General features: G+C 63.0%; 14 protein-coding genes. 3 read left to right on the top strand and 11 right to left on the bottom strand.

Features of this window, described 5'->3' with window-relative positions:
* Positions 1-95: 95 nt before the first annotated feature.
* A complete protein-coding gene (locus tag AB0947_RS13590; protein ID WP_366750511.1) occupies positions 96-875 on the bottom strand; it encodes a GntR family transcriptional regulator in 780 nt (259 codons plus the stop codon).
* An 18-nt stretch (positions 876-893) separates the two neighbouring features.
* On the opposite strand from AB0947_RS13590, the gene AB0947_RS13585 reads away from it, so the two are divergent.
* Positions 894-1,358 (top strand): NUDIX domain-containing protein, encoded by a 465-nt coding sequence (locus AB0947_RS13585; protein WP_366750510.1) that lies wholly within the window; start codon positions 894-896, stop codon positions 1,356-1,358.
* Between the two features lie 343 nt (positions 1,359-1,701).
* Here the strand turns inward: AB0947_RS13585 and AB0947_RS13580 are convergent, their stop codons facing one another.
* Complete coding sequence (locus tag AB0947_RS13580) at positions 1,702-3,921, bottom strand: hypothetical protein (RefSeq protein ID WP_366750509.1); 2,220 nt, start codon at positions 3,919-3,921, stop codon at positions 1,702-1,704.
* Between the two features lie 1,763 nt (positions 3,922-5,684).
* Here AB0947_RS13580 and AB0947_RS13575 point away from each other — a divergent pair.
* The gene (locus AB0947_RS13575; RefSeq protein ID WP_366750508.1) at positions 5,685-7,337 is read left to right on the top strand and encodes an N-6 DNA methylase; all 1,653 of its coding nucleotides are present in this window, start codon (positions 5,685-5,687) and stop codon (positions 7,335-7,337) included.
* Here AB0947_RS13575 and AB0947_RS13570 read toward each other — a convergent pair.
* The 7 genes from AB0947_RS13570 to AB0947_RS13540 all read right to left on the bottom strand — a co-directional run bounded on the left by AB0947_RS13570 (position 7,318) and on the right by AB0947_RS13540 (position 13,686).
* Positions 7,318-8,238 carry a hypothetical protein gene (locus AB0947_RS13570; protein ID WP_366750507.1) on the bottom strand — a complete coding sequence of 307 codons (921 nt, stop codon included), beginning with the start codon at positions 8,236-8,238 and terminating at the stop codon, positions 7,318-7,320. The genes AB0947_RS13575 and AB0947_RS13570 overlap by 20 nt on opposite strands.
* Positions 8,239-8,481: 243 nt before the next feature.
* The gene (locus AB0947_RS13565) at positions 8,482-9,054 is read right to left on the bottom strand and encodes a hypothetical protein (protein WP_366750608.1); all 573 of its coding nucleotides are present in this window, start codon (positions 9,052-9,054) and stop codon (positions 8,482-8,484) included.
* A gap of 438 nt (positions 9,055-9,492) precedes the next feature.
* Entirely contained in the window at positions 9,493-9,762 is a 270-nt protein-coding gene (locus AB0947_RS13560; protein WP_366750506.1) for a barstar family protein, read from the bottom strand.
* Positions 9,763-11,623: 1,861 nt separating this feature from the next.
* Entirely contained in the window at positions 11,624-11,926 is a 303-nt protein-coding gene (locus AB0947_RS13555; RefSeq protein ID WP_366750505.1) for a hypothetical protein, read from the bottom strand.
* The gene (locus AB0947_RS13550; protein WP_366750504.1) at positions 11,923-12,666 is read right to left on the bottom strand and encodes a GntR family transcriptional regulator; all 744 of its coding nucleotides are present in this window, start codon (positions 12,664-12,666) and stop codon (positions 11,923-11,925) included. Before AB0947_RS13550 ends, AB0947_RS13555 begins: the two co-directional genes overlap by 4 nt.
* Entirely contained in the window at positions 12,663-12,887 is a 225-nt protein-coding gene (locus AB0947_RS13545; protein WP_366750503.1) for a hypothetical protein, read from the bottom strand. The genes AB0947_RS13550 and AB0947_RS13545 overlap by 4 nt, the downstream gene beginning before the upstream one ends.
* A 520-nt stretch (positions 12,888-13,407) precedes the next feature.
* Positions 13,408-13,686: a hypothetical protein gene (locus AB0947_RS13540; protein WP_366750502.1), complete on the bottom strand. Its 279-nt coding sequence runs from the start codon at positions 13,684-13,686 to the stop codon at positions 13,408-13,410.
* A 79-nt stretch (positions 13,687-13,765) separates the two neighbouring features.
* Between AB0947_RS13540 and AB0947_RS13535 the strand changes: the two genes are divergently transcribed.
* Positions 13,766-14,521 carry a GntR family transcriptional regulator gene (locus tag AB0947_RS13535; RefSeq protein ID WP_366750501.1) on the top strand — a complete coding sequence of 252 codons (756 nt, stop codon included), beginning with the start codon at positions 13,766-13,768 and terminating at the stop codon, positions 14,519-14,521.
* Positions 14,522-16,847: 2,326 nt separating this feature from the next.
* Here the strand turns inward: AB0947_RS13535 and AB0947_RS13530 are convergent.
* Together AB0947_RS13530 and AB0947_RS13525 are read right to left on the bottom strand one after the other, a co-directional pair.
* Positions 16,848-17,066, bottom strand: a complete 219-nt coding sequence (locus AB0947_RS13530) for a hypothetical protein (protein ID WP_366750500.1) — start codon at positions 17,064-17,066, stop codon at positions 16,848-16,850.
* 778 nt (positions 17,067-17,844) lie between these two features.
* Complete coding sequence (locus AB0947_RS13525; RefSeq protein WP_366750499.1) at positions 17,845-18,183, bottom strand: cyclic-phosphate processing receiver domain-containing protein; 339 nt, start codon at positions 18,181-18,183, stop codon at positions 17,845-17,847.
* Positions 18,184-18,369: the final 186 nt, after the last annotated feature.

The raw sequence follows: 18,369 nt of genomic DNA, 5'->3' as shown, positions 1-18,369 counted from the left end.
CTCTATAGATGCTGGACACCGCCACTCATGTATATGAGTGACGGGAAGAAGAGTGCCCGACAACTCGTGACGGGTTGACGAGAGTTGAGTGCGCGTCAGTCGACGGCGGGGATCCGATACTCGAAAACGAACTGGTCAGCGGCCATGAGGGTGTCGCACACCTCGGCCACGAGACCCGCGGTCGTACGAGCCTCACGGATCAGATGAACCACGGGCGCCCCCGGACTCAGCGCCAGCTCCGAGGCTTCCGCCTTGGAGGCCGGCCGCGCTTGCAGCGTCTCGACGAACTCCGCGAACTCGTGTCCGTGGTTTTCGAGTCGGGCGTAGATGCCACCTCCGCCGGGATTCTCGGCGAACAGCTCCGGGATGTCCTTGACGACGTCCCAGGGCAGATACGACGTCGCGGTCTCGACCGGTGTGCCGTTACGGAAGTAGAGACGCCGGCGAGCCAGCACCTGCGTACCGGCCGGAACGCCCAGCCGCTGGGCCGCATCCTCGGGCGCCTCCGTGGGCCCGATGTAGAGAACGCTGACCTTGGCGGTGGCGCCGGACTGCGCGGACTCCGCAAGATAGGCCGCCTGTCCACCCCGCCGGAGCGAACGCCGGAAGCGATCGGACGAGCGGTGCCGCACCGGAGGCCGGTTCTTCACGATCGAGCCCTTGCCGTGCCGAGTCTCGACAAGCCCACTCGCCCGCACCTCGACCATGGCTTTACGGATCGTCCCGCCGGACACGCCGTAGCGCTCGACCAGCTCAGACTCACTCGGCACCATGTCGCCAGGCTTGAGAACTCCCGCCCGGATCTGTTGCACGATCTCGTCCGCGATCTGCACGTACCGAGGTCCGGACCCGACCCCTCCAGCCGCAGTTCCCATAGTCCTTCTCTGCCTCCTATGCTCCTCTACATGAGTCAAGCACAGGAAGCGACGCCGTCTCCCCTGCACTCCGTATCCGTAGCCGGAGTGGTGGTGCGCGAGGACGGCCGCCTCCTGGCGATCCGCCGAGCCGACAACGGCACTTGGGAACTCCCCGGCGGCATCCTCGAACTCAACGAGACCCCCGAGGCCGGCGTAGCCCGTGAGGTCCTGGAGGAGACAGGCATTCACGTCGAGGTAGACGAGCTGACCGGCGTCTACAAGAACCTCACCCGCGGCATCGTGGCCCTGGTCTTCCGCTGCAAACCGTCCGGCGGCACCGAGCGCACGTCGAGCGAGTCAACGGCGGTTTCCTGGCTCACGCCCGACGAGGTCAGCGAGCGCATGTCCGAGGCCTTCGCGGTCAGACTCCTGGACGCCCTGGACGGCAACGGCCCTCACGTACGCAGCCACGACGGCAAGCGCCTCATCCCAGCGGGATAAAACCTTCTCTCCTTCATCAAGGCGGCTCGCTCCGCTCACCGCGCGCAGCCCGGCCGGTGCCCGTGCCGCGCACAGAGCAGGCAGCCACCTGATGCCAGAGAAGGGGTACGTCGTGGCTGGGGCGGTCGGCTCCGCGGCTTTACGGAGCCACTTTGGCGCGAGCCTCGAAGATCATGGCCCCAACGTCGTGCTTTACCGGGCAGGTCCACAGACTGCCCGACGCGCCGGAAGCTTACGGGGCCATGATCACTCGCGCCAAAGCAGCGCCACCCCAAAGCCGCTCCACCGACCTCTGTTTATGACGTGTCCGCGTTCCAAGCACGGCAGGCGGCCAACCAACCCGTCACATGCCGAGAGCTTGCCTAATCGCGGCTTCCGCCACCGATGTGCCAATCCGGCTAGCTACGTCGAGTGCCCACCGGCCCGCGTTCGCCAAGTGCTGGCCGACACCGCCCTCGTCTCCCTCATCTGCAGCCTCCCTTGCGGCTTGAATTTCAGCTACGGCTTGGTAATCCGATGAACTGCTTGCTGCGAGGACAAGCTGTTCCTTCAGCCGCTCGAGCTCTAGGGCCAATGCCGGCATGTCAGCAGCCAGCTGACGCTGATCTGCCTGCTGAGTGAAACCTTCGGCCTTTGCATTAGGCCCTTGAGCACCCACCTGATTCTGGGTGTTCTGAAAGTATCCGCCCGAGTATTCGTTCGCCATGACAACCTTTCCTATATTCATCGGGAAGCCCCGACTGATTAGCTGCTCAAGCTTCTCAATCCGATCGACCAGCTCTGACTCCCCCCGAGCACTTAGCTGTCCAGAAATGTTAGCCATTTCTTGTTTCACGTTACTGGCCACTCGACGCATTTGAGCCAGAGTAGCTTCCCGCTCCTCCAAGAGTGCCTCGTTTTCCCGTACAAGTTCCTCCTGGATGATCCGCTCAAATGTTCCGTCCCGCCTATCGGCTTCTTTCACTCGCGACATAAGCAAGTCATTCGCAAGAAGCTTTGTCGCGGTTTCCTCTGGCAAGTCTGCATAGGTTGCAAGATAGGCGGCGACCCGGCTAACGATCTCGTTGCGGTCGTGTCCAATTCCGCGAAACTCCGGCATTGCGAAAATTTGGGAAAACGCAGCATCAGACTGTCGACTGGAGGCCAGAAATAGCCGCAGGGCCCGCGCCAATGTGTCGGGACGCGTAACGATCCACGTACCTGATCCGTACGCTGGCGAGAGGACGTCCCGATCAAATCTACGGAGTATGTTATCTGCGCTGACGAGCAGTGCACCCGAGAATAGCGGACCCTTCCCCCTGGGCTTCTGTCGATTAGCTGTTGCTAGCCAGACAGCGACGTCATGGTCCAGAGTCGCGTACGGCTTCTCTCTGTGGGATGGGTACTTATCGGCCATGTAGGCCTTGTACTCCGCCACTAGCTCGGCCCGCTTGCGACTCTCTTCCTGCGATGTGTCCGACTCACGAAAAATAGTGAATCCCTGCTGCGCCAGAAGAAGAGGAAGGTTTGAATAACGCCCGAGGAAGATATCCACTGAGGTGGCGACTTCACTGTTGAGCTGATGGTACCTCATCTCGATACTAGACATGGCTCTTGGGTAGCTCAGCCGCGCCCGACTGAGGGCGGGAGTGTAATGCAATTGGCGCAGCCGATCCCCGGCGGCCGACATGGTCTTTTCCAGCTCGTTCAGCGTCTTTTCGTGATAGAACACCTTGAATGGGAGTTCATTTTCTTTGAGCAGGGCAAATAGCTCTGTTGAAATTGCATCATGAGGATTCGCGTGCGCCCCAATTATGCTGTAGATTACATTAGTGTCGACAAAAATGGTCAGCGCGGGAGCGTTCTTCGCAAGGCTTCCACGCGTCTCATCATCAAGGCCGAGGGCCAGAAAATTGAAGGTACTATTTACAAGTTCTGAGACATACTCTACGCGATCAACATTACGCCCGTCGAAGAATACTGCAATCGCTTGAGATATTTCAGGAAGAAGACTGTCGGCTAGGCCAGATTCGGATAGTGCCGCCTTAAGTAGGGCTTCTGGTGCATCAGTACCCGTTAGATCCGCGAATTCACTAGCAGATGGGTCGAGGAGTCTCACCGCGTCCATCCCGTGACTTAGAAATGCTTTCCCCGCGTACGCGAGCAAGCAAGACCACAGAGCATCGCTCGACTGATCCGAAACAAAATGTTCCACCTCTGCAAGCCAGGATGCCTGTGCTCTACGTTCTAGATCCTCGCCCGACTGAATCTGGTCCATTGTGGCACCATGCGCCTCGGAGCTCAAAACGTATTGGCTGCGAAAGGTGCTGTAGATCAAAGTCTTTGCTTGGACGGCACGGTCGCGTGCAGCCAAAATATCAGCCTCTGGTAGAGACAAACCAAACAGCGACTCAATGGCGCTAATCCAGTCTTCCGGCTCCCGCCAAGGCCCGTCGCCATAGACCATGGCAACGGGGAGGAGTCCATCCACCACCTGCTGGCTTCGGCCGGTTCCGGATATGGCAGCAACTTGGCACAAGCGACGAAAACGTTTAGTAAAGCGCGGGGCAACGAGCGGTGCCACTTCAGTCGCGCCTCCCCTCGTATGCACCTATGAGACAGGCTGCAACGTATGTCCACCCAGTCTCAGTCTAGGGCTTAAGTGAACATCCGTCAGCTGGACTGCCGAGTTTCGATGACCGTTGAGCGCGATGGATCACGGAGCTGTGTCTCCCTGCCGAGAGTTCGGAAGGAAGGCCGCCCAGAGTTGCGGGAAGAGCGGGAACGCCGGGGAGCCAGTCGGCCACCCATGAGGTCCCGGCAACGCTCCACCTCAGGTCAGCCGCGGAGCAAACCGCAGTTGCCTTACCCTCCCAAGCAGATCGCGTCGACGTGCGCCCGCGCGCACCCAACGATCCGGAACGCGCCTTGCCTGCTGATGGCAACCGAGACACGGTTCCTACAGCTCCGCATACTGCGTCGAGACCGAGGGGGGAAGCAGCGTGGCCAAGTGTGACGCGCCGAACAAGACTGGCGGGTGATGTCAGCGGAAGGTGGTGCCCGGCACCTCCCGATGTCCAGTCCACCAGGGACCGTGGTCAGCGTACGGTGCCACGCAACGCAAGGAGAAGAAGCGCAGAATCCGCGCGTCCAGTCATCGACGGGTTCCGATGGCGACGCCGCTGCGCTGGATCCATGTAGCTTAGGTTCTGACACAAGTTGTAGCTCAGCTTGCAGCTCGATGTCATTTCCCGCGAGGACAGCTCCGGACCACGGTCCGGCCTGGGTGCCGCCAAGCCGGACCTGTGCCCACGGAGCAGAGAGTGAGCCCGGCCGTTTAGAGGGCGGCCGGGCTCACCGCCTCACTTGCTCCACGAGAGCAACGACGGCTACGGCGAGGCTCAGCGCGGACAATGTGACTTGCCAGCGATCCGGCCCAGGCCAGTGCTTCCCTGGCCCTCTATACCGTCGGTCCCGCATTCGCTCGTTCCCTTCTTCCCAGTGCACCCTCAGCGGGTGCTCCAGTCGGTCTCTTGCCAACCGGAGGTCCATGAGGAAGGGGAACCAGCGCGTAGAGCGTAGCGCGTCAACTCGGCACTTAACGCGCTGTCTTGGCCATCGCACTCCCGTCGCACACCACGGGCAATACGTTCTCGAGGATTCGCTTGAAAACTCTCGAGCTTCCGGGATCATTTTTGACCTCCGGGTACCGGAACGGCCGTTAGACAGCCACACAGCGCTTGAGCGTGACAAGACAAGAACTTGCTCGTGAGAGTGTGATGCTCGCCACACTGTGCGGGCCGCATGGTAGAGCAGGCGCAAGAAGCACAATGAGCGAGCCTCTGGCATGGCGATCACCGGCTGATCGAATGTCAGTGCCAGGTGCTAGCTTTCGCTGCCGAAGCGAGGAAGAGGGGGACCCGTGCCGCGTCAGACCGCCGGCATCGCATGTCATAGGGAGAGCCTGGCCGCTCCTGCGCTGCAGAACCTGGTCCAGCGGACAGTGAGGGTCATCGGTGTCGCCCAGCTGCAGAGGCGAGACAAGAACCCCAGCCGCACGCGCTGGGCGAACTCCTCGCATGCCGTCAACGCGTTCGGTGGGGTGATATGTGTGCGATCTGGTCATGTGCTGCGGGTCAGTGGCACAGGGGCTTCCGTCGAACACACTCTGCGTCTCTCTGCAGAGCGTCAGCGCAGGCTAGAAGGGTGTGTTGATAAGAGTCCCACCGAGCCAGATCTCACCCGCGTGTTCTGCGTTGCTTGCCGGCCACGAACCCTAGCGAGAGCAGCCCGAGCTGCCAGCCAACGGACCCGACGCGACGCTCCCCACAAGCTAGGCTCCCTCACGTGACGAGCAAGATGAGGCAACTCCCGAACCCCAGCGCAATCCCAGCCGAGTCCATTAACCACGGTGAGGTGTACACGCAGCGCTGGGTCGTTGATCTTATCCTTGATCTTGTCGACTACACACCGGACAGAGATCTTTCCGAGGTCGTAATCACGGACCCTGCCTGTGGCAGTGGGGCCTTCCTAGTGGGAATCACTGAGCGCCTCAGCGAGTCATGCAGGAAGTACGGCAAAGAACTTCCCGTCGACGGCATCCGAGCCTTTGACATCCTGGCCCGGAACGTGACTTCAAGCCGCGAAAAGATCAGCTCAATCCTTACAGCAGACGGCTGGGGACAAGGTAGCGTCGAGATGCTCACAGAAAAGTGGGTCACTCAAGGCGATTACCTACTTTCAGATGCCACACCAGTCGACATTGTGGTCGGCAATCCACCATATATCCGTCTGGAAGATGTTCCCGCAGATAGAATGCAGAGCTACCGCGCTCGAAATCTAACCATGACGGGCCGCTCGGACATCTATGTCGGATTTTTCGAGCGCGGTCTTGAATCCCTCAAGGAAGGTGGGGTCCTGGGCTTCATCTGCGCTGACCGCTGGATGAGAAATCAGTATGGCCGTGAACTCAGGAAGCTAATCGCAAGCAGATTCAGCGTAGACTCCGTCGTTATCATGCATGACGTTGACGCCTTTGAGGACCGAGTAGCGGCCTATCCTGCAGTCACGATCATTCGCAATAGCCCTCAAAGTGACACGATGGTGGCAGACACCTCAAAAGAACTCGGGCCGAAACAAGCAAGAAGACTGCTCTCATGGCTTCAGAAAAGGGAGCCTACAGAAGTGAGTGATGTAGGATTTACGGCCGCCTGCCTTCCTCATTGGTTTTCTGGAGACGAATCCTGGCCGACAGGAAGCCCGGCCCGACTGGCGCTCCTGGAACATCTCAACGACACATTCCCCGTACTTGAAGACACTGATACCAAAGTTGGCATCGGCGTCGCCACCGGTGCAGATTCTGTTTTCTTGACCACCGATGCGAATCTCGTGGAATCAGACCGCCTTCTCCCACTCTCCATGGTTAAGGATGCTCGGTCTGGCGTCTTTGACTGGACCGGCTCGTACCTCGTGAACCCGTGGACGGCTGATGGCGATTTGGTTTCGCTGGATAGCTACCCTCGGCTCAACAGTTATCTACAGAAGAATCGTGATCTGTTGAGCCGCCGGCACGTCGCGAAGAAACGCACAGATCAGTGGTATCGCACGATCGACAAGGTTGATGCGAGCCTAGTTGGCAAGCCCAAACTGCTTCTGCCCGATATGCGACTCACTATCCACCCCACCTTGGAACAGGGAGGCCACTACCCCCACCACAATCTCTATTACGTAACTTCGGGTAGTTGGGATTTGGAAGTACTGGGAGGGTTGTTGCTTTCCCGTGTCGCTCAACTTTTCGTGGAATCTTATGCCGTACGCATGCGAGGTGGCACTCTGAGGTTCCAAGCTCAATACCTGCGTAGGATTCGGGTGCCACAACCAGATTCGTTGAGTGCAAGGAATCGGCAGGACCTGATCGCAGCTTTCCGTAATCGAGACGTTGAGGCGGCAACAAGTGCCGCCCTACGCGCCTACGGAATTTTTACGAGCCTTCCGAAGTAGTTTCCTCCGGGTGATGCGCTGCTACGTCCTCGTCCTGCACAGGCAACTCGCGGATTTCCCTTCTCTCTCTCACCTGCACATGCATGTCAATCGGCGTCCGCGCCAGCACCGCATCGATAGACACACTAAAGAATTGATTGATGCTCAGGTCTTCCGGCACCAAGTCATGACGAACATGCACACTCGATCCGTCTCCCGGGGTCCAATCTGCCATCAAGACAGCTGTGGAGTCGTAGACGTCATATTCAGCTCGCAGTTTGCGCAGCATATCTAGCGCACGCTCATAGGATGCCGGCTCGTTGGCCGCAACCGAGGAGTGAAGGAGGAAAACAAATCCTATCGCTGCTAGCGGGTGCCGCCCCCGAAGATTTTTTGCATCTCCGTAAGCTTCCTCAAAGCGATTAGGGAGGTTTTTTGCGAATGATGACGCCATAGTCTTCGTTGAGATGAGGATCTCTGGACCACGCGCCCATTGGGCAACTACTACATCGACCTGCTTAACATAAGCTTTCCCCAGAATGCTAGCGTTCGAAGGTGCTGTAGCTTTATCTTTCACCAAGTAATGCTGCGCTTGCGCGCGCAATTTGTGCGGCAGCTTACTGATGAAGATTCCCACCTCACGCGGCAAGACCCTGGGGGCGTCCCGCCGTGGCCATACCTCGTCCGCGTCGAATCCGGCCCTCCGGAGCTCGTGAGCTACCCAGGCATCTAGAGCCTTCGCGAGGCGACCACTTTGCGAGTCAGCGTCCTCCTCGACGGGGATGGCAAGCAACTTCTCAAGAAGGGCAGTGTCGGCCTCATAGGACGGCCCCGTGTCCGTCATCGTCCATGGGGACGCCGACGAGGCTCCTGACAAAATGGGATGTACTAGGTCAAAGATATTGTCCAGCTTCTCAGGCACTCAGATTCCTACGCATGATGGCTCCGATGAATGGGCTGGGCCCCTCGGCACGCTAGAGGATCTTCAGTCCTAGCGACAGCCAAACCGTGGACTAGGTGTGGACTGGTCCCCCAAAGACCGGGTCCAGCGCCCCGTGTGAGCTGTACAGATGCGAGCACGTCAAGCCCCCTCCGGAGCCGGTGCAGTCCAACTGCCTAACGATCAACACGGGCGCGGCCATTTGTCGCGCCGTCCTGAAGGCTGTCAAGCGGCTGCGCACGAGTCGCAAACGCCCGTCGAGGGCAGTTGGACGAAGCAGCGCTTACAGACCTGTGGGGGCTTTTCGACGCGCTGACGACGACGCTCGACGGTGGCTTGCAGCCTGGGTGCGAGTGCCGGCGTGCCGCCGTCGGGCGGCAGGCTGCGGCAGAAGCGACGGTAGCAAGCAAGGCGTGCCTCGGCGGCGTGGTGCTCGCGTTCCATTTCGCCCTCCACCGGTGGCTTCCCAGCAACCGTCAGAACTTCCTCGTAGCCCGTCCCGACTTTGCCGTCACCGGTGTGGACTACCAGCGCTGTGAGGGGCGGATCGCCGCGACGGTGTGCCTCACGGACTACCCGGCCCAAGACCGGAGTGATCCAGTTCTGCAGGAGAGCTTTGGTCCGGATGCCCGTCCTGCTCTGGATCTTCTCGCCCAACTCCTTGTAAGTGATCACCGCGTGGTACGTCTGCGCCACGCCTATCAGAATCGAGTACGCCTCCGCAGCCCACGCTTCCCGCGCCTCCCGAGCGGTCGGCTTGGCGGCATCAGCCACACTCTCAGGCTCTCCCTGCGTCATCCCCACCCCGCATGCTCTCCTTCACCGGTACTGCCAGCATCCTGCCCCATGGCCGGCACGGGGCACCATGACTCGGCTCGCGGTTGCCGTGCTACGCCGACAGCAGCACAACGGCGACGGGTCCGTGCACATGGCACAACTTCGAAAGCCGGACCTCTCGCAGCCATACCGCAATGGATGGACCGCCCGGCCCTCGGGGCCTGCGTCAGGGTGAGGACATCTGACACGTCGTCCACAACTACCAGGGTGAAGGTCCGGCTCTTAGTGGCGGGCAGCCTACGAGTGATCTTCGCTGGGCCGCCCCTGGGCCGTCCGAGGCCGCTCAGTGACGACCGGCGACGACTACTAACCACAGTCGTAGCCCGTGACAGCCGTAGGTCACCCGACTGGATCTGCGACACTGGATGCACCATGCCCAAGCCCGGAGATTGCTCATCGCTAGGCATACTCACCGACGAACTCCGGGCGGTACGTGGCTTGGTAATCGTCGAGCGCCCGCCGAAGCATGGCGGCCCCGCGAGGGACGCCGGCCGCGAGCTGCTCCCAGCCAAGGAAGCTCACATGATCCGGGATGTTGACCAGACCGGTGATGGCGTCCCAGAAGGCATCCCAGTTCATGCCGTAGAAGTCCGGGAAGCCCAGCTCTCGCTTTAGAAGCAGGTGCAGGGCGCGCTCGTCAGTCACCTCACTGACGTCAATGGTGATCATGGCGCCATGCTTGCACGTGGTTGCACCGTTCTGACATCCACGAGTGACATCAACGACGCCGGATGCCAGCAGTCCTAGGCGGCCCTGCATGGCCAACGTGGCCCGGTGGCTCCCCGGCAACGCCGTGGAGCGATCGAACTCCTAAGGCGGTGCTCACATGGCGGGTTTCACGGGCTTGACGGTGACGGCTGCGGCCGAGCACACCGCAGCCCAAATCTCCGTAGCCGAGACTGACCGTAGAGAGACTGTCTCCGTGTAGCCGTCATAGGTAAGGCCGTTGTCCAGTACCGGAGGCCAGCCACGAGCACGCCACGACTCGACAGTGGCTTGCTCAACAGCTCGTGCATCACGCCCAAGCGAGAAGCTTTTCATGTTCAGGACAGTCCAGCCGTTGCGGCCATGCTCATACAACCGGCTGTTTTTAGGGGAGTGCTCGCAAATACCGATCTTGGCGGCAGCGAGAGTCGACTTGATCACCAGGTACAGCAGCGCCGGCCGGTCAGGCTTGAACCCATGGTTGGCACATCCTGCACATGGTCCGCCACTGAAGCGGGCGTTCAGGGACGGGTCACAATAGTGCCCCCTTGCCAGGCAACGACCTGGCCACCGGGTCGTATCATTCGTGTATGGGACCCCCGGGTCAGGCTCATAGCCCCACGCACGGGCCATCTTTCGTGCCTTCTCGTCGGGGAACCGGGCCTTACCGCCGCAGTACTCACAACCGCTTTGGCCCGACCGCAAGTTGTCTAGACGAGGACGGACAACGTTCCAGCAGCGGAGGCACCAAGCGCGGACCGACTGCTTTACATCATGGATGACCTCCATCGGCAGCACACGGCCACGGGCGATCATGTCCGCACGACGCTCATCCGCTCGCCGCTTCTTGCGACAGTGCCCACAACCAGCGCCCCCGTATACCGGGTTACGGATGTAGCTGAGGTACACGTTGAACGGGGTCTCATGGCCAGGGCAACGCCTGTTGAGGCACCGCGCCCGCCAGGGTAACGATGTGCGCCCCGGGTAAGGCTCAATTGGTTCGCACCCAGCCTCCCTGAGTTCCGTCGCTGCTGCGGCTTCATCGGTCTTAGATCTTTTTGGCACAGGCGCATCCTGGCATCGAGCACTGACACAAGGCCACCGAGGCGGTCTCCTGGGAGACAGCGGACTGAGCCGTGGTTGAGGCATACGGTCAATGCCTCCGAACGCACGTGAGTGTCTAGCTGCGTGACAACGCCCACGGACAGCGGCGGACAAGCACGGACGCCAGCGGACCATCGCAGCAGGTGGAGGACACACTGGCCGCTGGTCGAGCCCCCGCCCAAGTTGCTTCGGGACGAAGCGGTCGTGCCCTTAAGGTGCGCTGCATGACCACCGACACCCCAGCCTGTCCCGAGTGCAACCATGCGGTCCGGCGGCCTTGTTCTCTCCGAACGGGAGGACGACGGCCGGCGGACCTGCCGGACACTATGGCGGTGTACCGGTCGGCATCTGTGGTTGCGCTGGGCCGACCGGCCAGACGAGCCTTTTGAGGTCTCCCAGTCCCAGGGCTGTTCCGCTGACGTCCAGCGCTGACATCAGCGACCCTGGACAGCGGCAACCAGTTGTGGCTCCGGCTCACGAGGCAAGCCCCGACCAGGGCAATGGCAAAGCAGAGACGCGCTGCGGCAGCCGAGCCGTCTCCGGGCCGTCCGAGGCCAACCCCGCATGGCAGAAGCCCACGGCATGGTGTTCAGAACCGTGGGCTTCGTCGAGCTTCTTGTTCGGCGGGACCGGCAACTAGGAGACCGGCATCTCAGGTCGCACGCAGCAGGCCGCAGCAGAGGAAGCTGCCTCAGCCTCTGAGACGACGCAGCGACCCCCTTCAGGGTCGATGAGGGTCGCTTACCGCCAGGAGGTGACCGCGGCTGACCGCAACGCGGAGAACATCCCGCAACGCCTTGGTCAGTTCCCTCGCCAGCCGTTGCAAGTCTTCCGGGCCGGCGTCCTGGTCGTCGAGGGTGGCGGAGGCATGCTCCAGCAACCTGGCCGCCGTCCCCAGTTGCACCGCTTCGATGTTGTCCGCCAGGCGGGACATGTAGCCGGCCTTGTCGTCGGTGTCCAAGTAGCAGGGCTTCCCCTCCGGCCCCGACCACGGGAGGAGCCGCAGTTCGTTCGGTGCCGTCATCGTTGGGATCCCTTCTCATTGGTGACGTCGTGGGTGGTGAAGACCGCGTCGACGCGATCTCCTGGGAACACGAGTAGCGCGGCCTCGACGACTCGACCAGTGGAGTCGGTCGCGACCCGCGTGATCGCGAGGGCTGCCGCAGTTGGGCCGATCCGCAGGGCGGATGACTCGTCCGGAGTCGGTAGACGAGCACGTACCGTCTCCCGGACAGTTGCCGGTGCCGAGCCAAGGACGGCGAATCGCGTGGCCGTGTCCCGCCACGAGGAGTCGTCACCCAGCACGCCGGCCGGTGCCAGGTCGCGCGGGATGTAGATGCGGGCCAGACCGTGCGGCGAGTCTCCCTCATGGCTGATGCAGAAGAACTCAGCGAGAGGGCTGCCCGTCGGCACCCTCAGCAAGGACGTCAGATGGCCGTCTGCCTGCACGGTGGCGGTGCGAACGGTCACGCGCATGGCCGCTTCAGCGGCGGTCCATGGGTCCAGCGTTCCCCACCCCCCGACGTACACGACCTTGCGGAGGCAGCGGCGAACAAAGTTGCCCTTCCCGTGGACCTTCTCGACAAGGCCTTCGCCCTGGAGGACTGCGAGCGCACTTCGCAGTGTGGCTGTACTGACCTTGTATCGGTCGGCGAGGTCTGCCTCGGACGGCAGGCGTTCACCCGGTTTGACTGTGCCGGTTGTGATCTGGCGCCGGAGATCGTCGGCGATGTCGTGATGGCGTGAAGGCACGGACCGGGTCACCGCCTTCTTTGTACGCGAACGGCGGCGAGTCGGGTTCGCGTGTGTATGGTCAGCAGCTCGCCCGACTCGAAGAGGAGTCGTTTGGCGCCTTGAGGGAGTTGGATGAGGTCCATAACCCGGCACGCTCTGCCGCCCAGTTGAATGACGTCGCCACGCTGCACGGTGGTCGCCGTGACCTCGACCGTGGAGACCAGCGCGCCGCCCGGTGCCCAGCCGCTCACCGCTGCACCTCCGGCCTTGAGTCGCCCGGGACCGAGTGACACGGGCACGCGCACGTCTCGTAGACAACCGGCAGGTCGATCGGCGCGGAGACGGGAGAGGACTCCGTGCAGAGCGGGTGTGTGCCGATTCGGCAGGCGGTCGAACAGTAGGGGACGGCGGAGGCTTCGGTGACGCGGAGCTGTTGGCGTGGAGACATCAGCAGGCCCCCGCCAGGGTCGACCAGGCTTCAGCCGGCAGATGGGAAGCGATGACCAGCGCTCGTGGCCGTACTCGTTGCTCCCAGGCCAGCACGTAGGGGCGGACGAGCGCGTTGTCCTCCCCTGCGAGCGGGAGTCGATGGTTGGCGATGTCGGACACCCGGCCCAGTGGCCGCCTCGACGCATCGGCGGACGGCGGGCAGGCTGGGACCACCGTCGAGCGGGACGTCGTTAAGGGGCGGCGGTGCCTGCCCTTGGGGGCGTACCGCGCTCTGGTGAGCGAGACGGCACGGCGGATACGGTTGAGCACGCTGCTCAGCTCCTATCGCTGATGGCTCGGTCCCCCGCCATCGCCCGTCGCGGGGACCGCTTTGTGTACGACCGCCCAGAGGGTGCGGCCGTTCAGGCTGGTGGCGAGGAGTCCGAACCGATCGGCCTCGGCCACTACTTCCAGGGCCTCCCGCCATAAGTCAGCGGAGAGCGCTTCTGGAATCTCCGCTTCGACCGACGTGTAGCGGTCGTACTCCTCCACGCGCGTGGGAAGTCCGACGGCGGACAGCCGGGCGACGATGGCCGCCACGCGAGATCCCGAAGCGGGCACAGGGCAGCCTCCGTCAACCGGCGATCACTTTCAGTGAAGCTAGTTAACTAGATTAGAGCTAGTGGACTAGATTTTCCATATGCCTGAGCAGCCGCCCTATCTCCGCATCGCCGACGAACTCCGGCGCCGCATCGCGGAGCACGTATGGGAGCCCGGGGACCGTCTGCCGTCCCGCGCCCAGATCGGCCAGGAGTACGGGGTCGGCGAGAACGTAGTCCGCCGGGCTCAGGAGCTGCTGATCTCCCAGGGTGTGCTGGAGGGCCGCGCCGGTTCGGGCACGTACGTCACCGAGCCCCGGCAGCGAGTGCGGGTGGTCCGTTCGTCCGCCCGTGAGCGGCCCAACGGGTCTCCGTTCCGGGCGGACATGAAGGCCGTGGGCAGACAAGGGGACTGGGAAAGCCGGACTGAGGCCAAGGTGCCGGCCCCGGCGGACATCGCGACGCGGCTCGGCATCGCCGAGGGCGACCTGTGCGTCCGGACCACGTACGAGTTCCTGGCCGACGGCAGGCCCGTGCAGCTGTCCACGAGCTGGGAGCCGTACGACCTCACCGCCGGCAGTCTCGTCGTCCTCCCAGAAGGAGGGCCGCACGCCGGGGCCGGGGTCGTGAACCGCATGGCCGCGATCGGAGTTACCGTCAGCCACGCCGTGGAGCAGCCGGAACCGCGGACGGCGACCGCCGAAGAGGCATCACTACTTGGTATCCAGAAAGCGGCACTCGTGACGCACATCCGGCGGACCTATTACAGCGACGACGGTCGGCCGGTAGAGACGGCTGACATCGTCGTGCCCGCCGCTCACTGCGAGGTCGTCTACGAGATCCCGATCAACCGCTGACGAACGGATCGCTGACCGCCGGTTGGATACTCGGAACCCGTGCCCCGGCGTACCCCAGTGAGGGCCAGTGCGTATATGACGGGACAGGTGTTGAACCGTGCTGGGGCGGACCCCACCGACGGCAAGGGTGGCCAACGAGATGACCGGTCCAGGCCCCCATCTCGTCGGCCCCCGAGTCGATAGCAGCTGGCCCAGAAGGCTAGCCCCGAGAGCGGACCTGGCAGGTGCGAAGCCGTGACCGGTCATCGGGTTGTCAGTAATGCCACCGATTGGCGCCGGCTTCATAGTCGCAGGTGATCTCGCGCCCTGCTGCGTCCGTAGTCGTCGCCCCCACGTCGATGTTCCGGCAGAACTGGCCAGCGTGGTAGCAATTACCGGCGTTGGATCGGATGCCGCACAGTTCCGTCGCGTTGGAGCTGTCCGATGCAGGCGAGCTGCCAGCCGTCGACGTGCTTCCAGCCGAGCTGGAGTCAGAACTGCCCTTTGAAGACGATTCGTGATGAGAGCGAGGCCGCGGCGGCGAGGCGCACGCCTCGTTCGTCTTCAGAACCGCGAGCGTGAGAGTCCCGGCGCTCTTGGCGCCAGGAGCAGGAACCTGCCGGCACACTTTCCAGCTGCCGAGGTGAGACGGACTGCGGTTCAGGTGGCTGAGGTCTGAGTACGTCACCGCCCTGACGTGGTGCTTGCGGGCGTCCGCCACAGCCTTTGCAAGGTTCCAGTGCTGGTAGTCGCGCAACGGCTCCCAAAGCGGCGGGGTCACCGAGGATCTACCCGAGGGAGAGGCAGTCAGGCTAGGCAGCGTTGTGGGCTTGGCGGATGCGCTCCTGACGTGGTCACCGCCACTGCCCCCCGCTCCGATGGCGAAGCAAGCCACAGTTCCTACCGCCAAGGCTCCGTAGGCCAAAAGTCGCTTCTTCGCTCTGCTCTTCGCGCTCCGAGCAGCGTTGGACTTGGTGAGCTTCCTGTCACCAACATGCTCGACAAGTCGCTCTCGTTCCGTCTTCGGGCGACGCGGCGGAGGCGGCACGATCCGCTCGGGAATCTTGACCTGTATGGTCTGTTCGCTGCGTGGTACCCAGTCGAGTCGCCGCGCGTCCCTCTCTGCGCGGAGTGCTTCCCAAGCCTCCTGCTTCGCCAGCTGCGGATCCGGTGCAGAGAACGGGAACCGGCGGGACCAGTCACTCTTGTGGCAACGCGCGCAGTTGGAAACGCCTTCGCCGCTGACGCGCATCAACCGGCCTACGCCGTGTCCACAATGCGGGCACGTGTGCCTCACTTCGAACATGGTCCCCCTCCCCTGACCTGCACATATTAGGGCTGCACTTCAACGCCCTTCTGCTTGGGCGCCAGTTGTTCGCTGGGGCGGCGATGACGAAGCACGAAACCTCTAATAGATCACCTGTACGAGATGATCATGACGCCGCGCGGTGCGGCCCACCTCAGCGGGCGGGCCACCATGTCCAGCAAGGCTCGTTTGCGAACCTCGCCGGACTTGGGAGGAGGCCGCTGCTGGCTGCTACGTGGGGGGTAAGTGGCAGGTCCGTGCAACTGCCGACAAGTGGGAGCCGTACGCCTCACCGGTGGCACTTTCGTCGCACTGCCGGAGGGCGGAGAGCACACTGGTGCGGAGTCCTGTCGAATGCGTGTCGAAGGACGGTAGCCAAGGCGCCAGGCGCGACAAGAGGTGCAGGTCAGCAGCCGTGCGCTGCTCGTCTTACCCAGCGCCTTCTAAGCGCTTGGCCGCAGGTTCGAGTCCTGCCGGGGGCGCCAGTATCCGCCCTCCCGCTCGGGAGGGCTTTTCGCTGGTCAGAGCGGCTGTCAGCGGGTACAACGAAGCCCCGGGCGCCTCCTCGATGATCAAGGGCGGGATCCGGGGCTGTCAGCCGGCGCCCGGCACCTCCGCCTCCCTAAGGTCACCCGCGGCTTCCAGCCGCCGCTTCAGGTCCGGCAGCTGCCCGTCGATGCACCGGGCGTAAGTCGCCAGCAGCACGGCGACGCTGTTCCCGGCCCACTCGGCCACCTGAGCAGGCGGGATCCCGTCGTTGAGCCACTTCGTCAGGCGCGTGTTCCGGTTGTCGTAAACGCGCCGTCCGTGGGTGACTCAAAGACGTGCGGGGGCAGTACGGCCTTACGCGCGCTGCGCCACGCCCGGCGGATGACGGAGCCGGCGAGGATCCCACCGAACTCACCCTGGAAGAGCAGATCACCCGGCTGGAGCTGTTCATCGGCGATGTGCTGCCGCAGGATGCGCGTAAGGGCCGGATATCCCGGCACCGTACGCGTCTCGCCCTCCGCCCGGCCCCTCGTGGATCTCACCCGCATCGGTCTACTGCTTCCCGACCTCCGGCGTCGCCGTGTGAATCAGCAGCTCGCACCACTGGTCGGAGGCATCGGGTTCCGGCAGGGTCACGTCCTCCACCCGCATGGCTACGGCTTCCTCGGGCCGGGGACCCCAGCAGTACAGCGTGGCGAAGAAGACGTGGAGCCGCTCGCCGCCCCCGCCATCAACGCCTTGGACGGCAACGGCCCTCACGTACGCAGCCACGACGGCAAAACGCCTCATTCCAGCGGGATAAAACCTTCCCTACCTCATCAAGCCCCGGCTGCGCTCCGCTGCGCCGACGCGCGCCCACATGTGTATAGGGCCGGGACATGAGTCGATCACCGCAGAGAAGCGGCCACGGTCAGACCAGCCGCCGGCGGGGGCGCCGTTCGCGGGTGCCGGCGAGCGGTGGCGTGCGTGGGGTGCTGGGGTGAGTGGTGGGTCGAGGAGGTAAGCGGATGCGCCTTGGCGGATGTTTTACGGCACCTCGAGGCGGCAACACACACTCGTGCAGTAGCCTCCGCACGGAGGGGTGCCATGTCTGCGTGGATCGTTTTCGGTTCCGGCTGCTTTGTCGTAGTCCTGGGTGTGTTGACCTTGACCGGCAGCCGGGGAATCGCAGCGTACGCGCGGTCGCCCAGGGCTGGTTGGGGGCGGATAGCGATGGGTGGCGGCTTCGTCCTGGACGGCGGGGCTAAACTCCTCGGCTTCTCTTCCGGAGCGGGGATGGTTGTTTCCACCATTGCCCTGGGGTTCGTCGTACTCGGTGCGGTGCTTCAGCTCCGGGCTGGAGCGTTCGGCAAGGCTCGTCATGCTGACGACGCAAATTGAGCAGTGCCCCTGCTCCCCGGCCAGGGCGACCGTCAAGTGAGCCACTGGTGTCCGACACCAGCGGCTGACACCAACAGCCGCGAACACGGTCGGATCCCGGCGTACTCCAGCGGCCGGATGACACCGTGATCGACCTGATAAGGATGAGGCCAGACCTCGCAGCAGATTCCTAGACCGTCGCCCGCCGGACCTGGTAGTTCCAGCGTGTGAGCGACCGGACGACGGTCTCGGCGCCAATGGGGTTGGCGCTGTGCACGAAGACCGTGCCGATTCGGAAGGGCCGCCCGTTGAAAGCTGCTTCTTCCAGGAGGGTCACCACGGGCAAGATGCTGTCGTCGCCGCCGAGGTCGTGGTCGAGCCAGAGTTCATCGATGAAGCTGTCGCGGTGCTCTTGCAGGAGCTTGACACCTTCGCCGCTGCTGCGCGCGATCCGCGTGGTCCAAGGCAGTGATCGGAGATCGTCTATGCCAAGGATCACCGGCGACGGTACGAGCGGACCTTCTTTCACCCGACCATCATCAGATCCAGCGGGGAGCCACGGGGAACGACAGTGGCCGACGGGTGGCTGATCCCACGTCCGCCGACGTAGGCGCTTCGCAGGTCAGACCAGCAATTGCCTCACCTCGCGCCTGAAGTGGTCCTCAGTTCTCACCGTGCAGTGCGCTACTGATCTCCAGAAGGCGCCCCTCGGGCA

Source organism: Streptomyces sp. NPDC047841 (genome assembly GCF_040704085.1).
GTDB lineage: Bacteria > Actinomycetota > Actinomycetes > Streptomycetales > Streptomycetaceae > Streptomyces > Streptomyces argyrophylli.
Note: the sequence above shows the minus strand (reverse complement) of the source record. Positions and strands in the feature narration are given on the sequence as shown.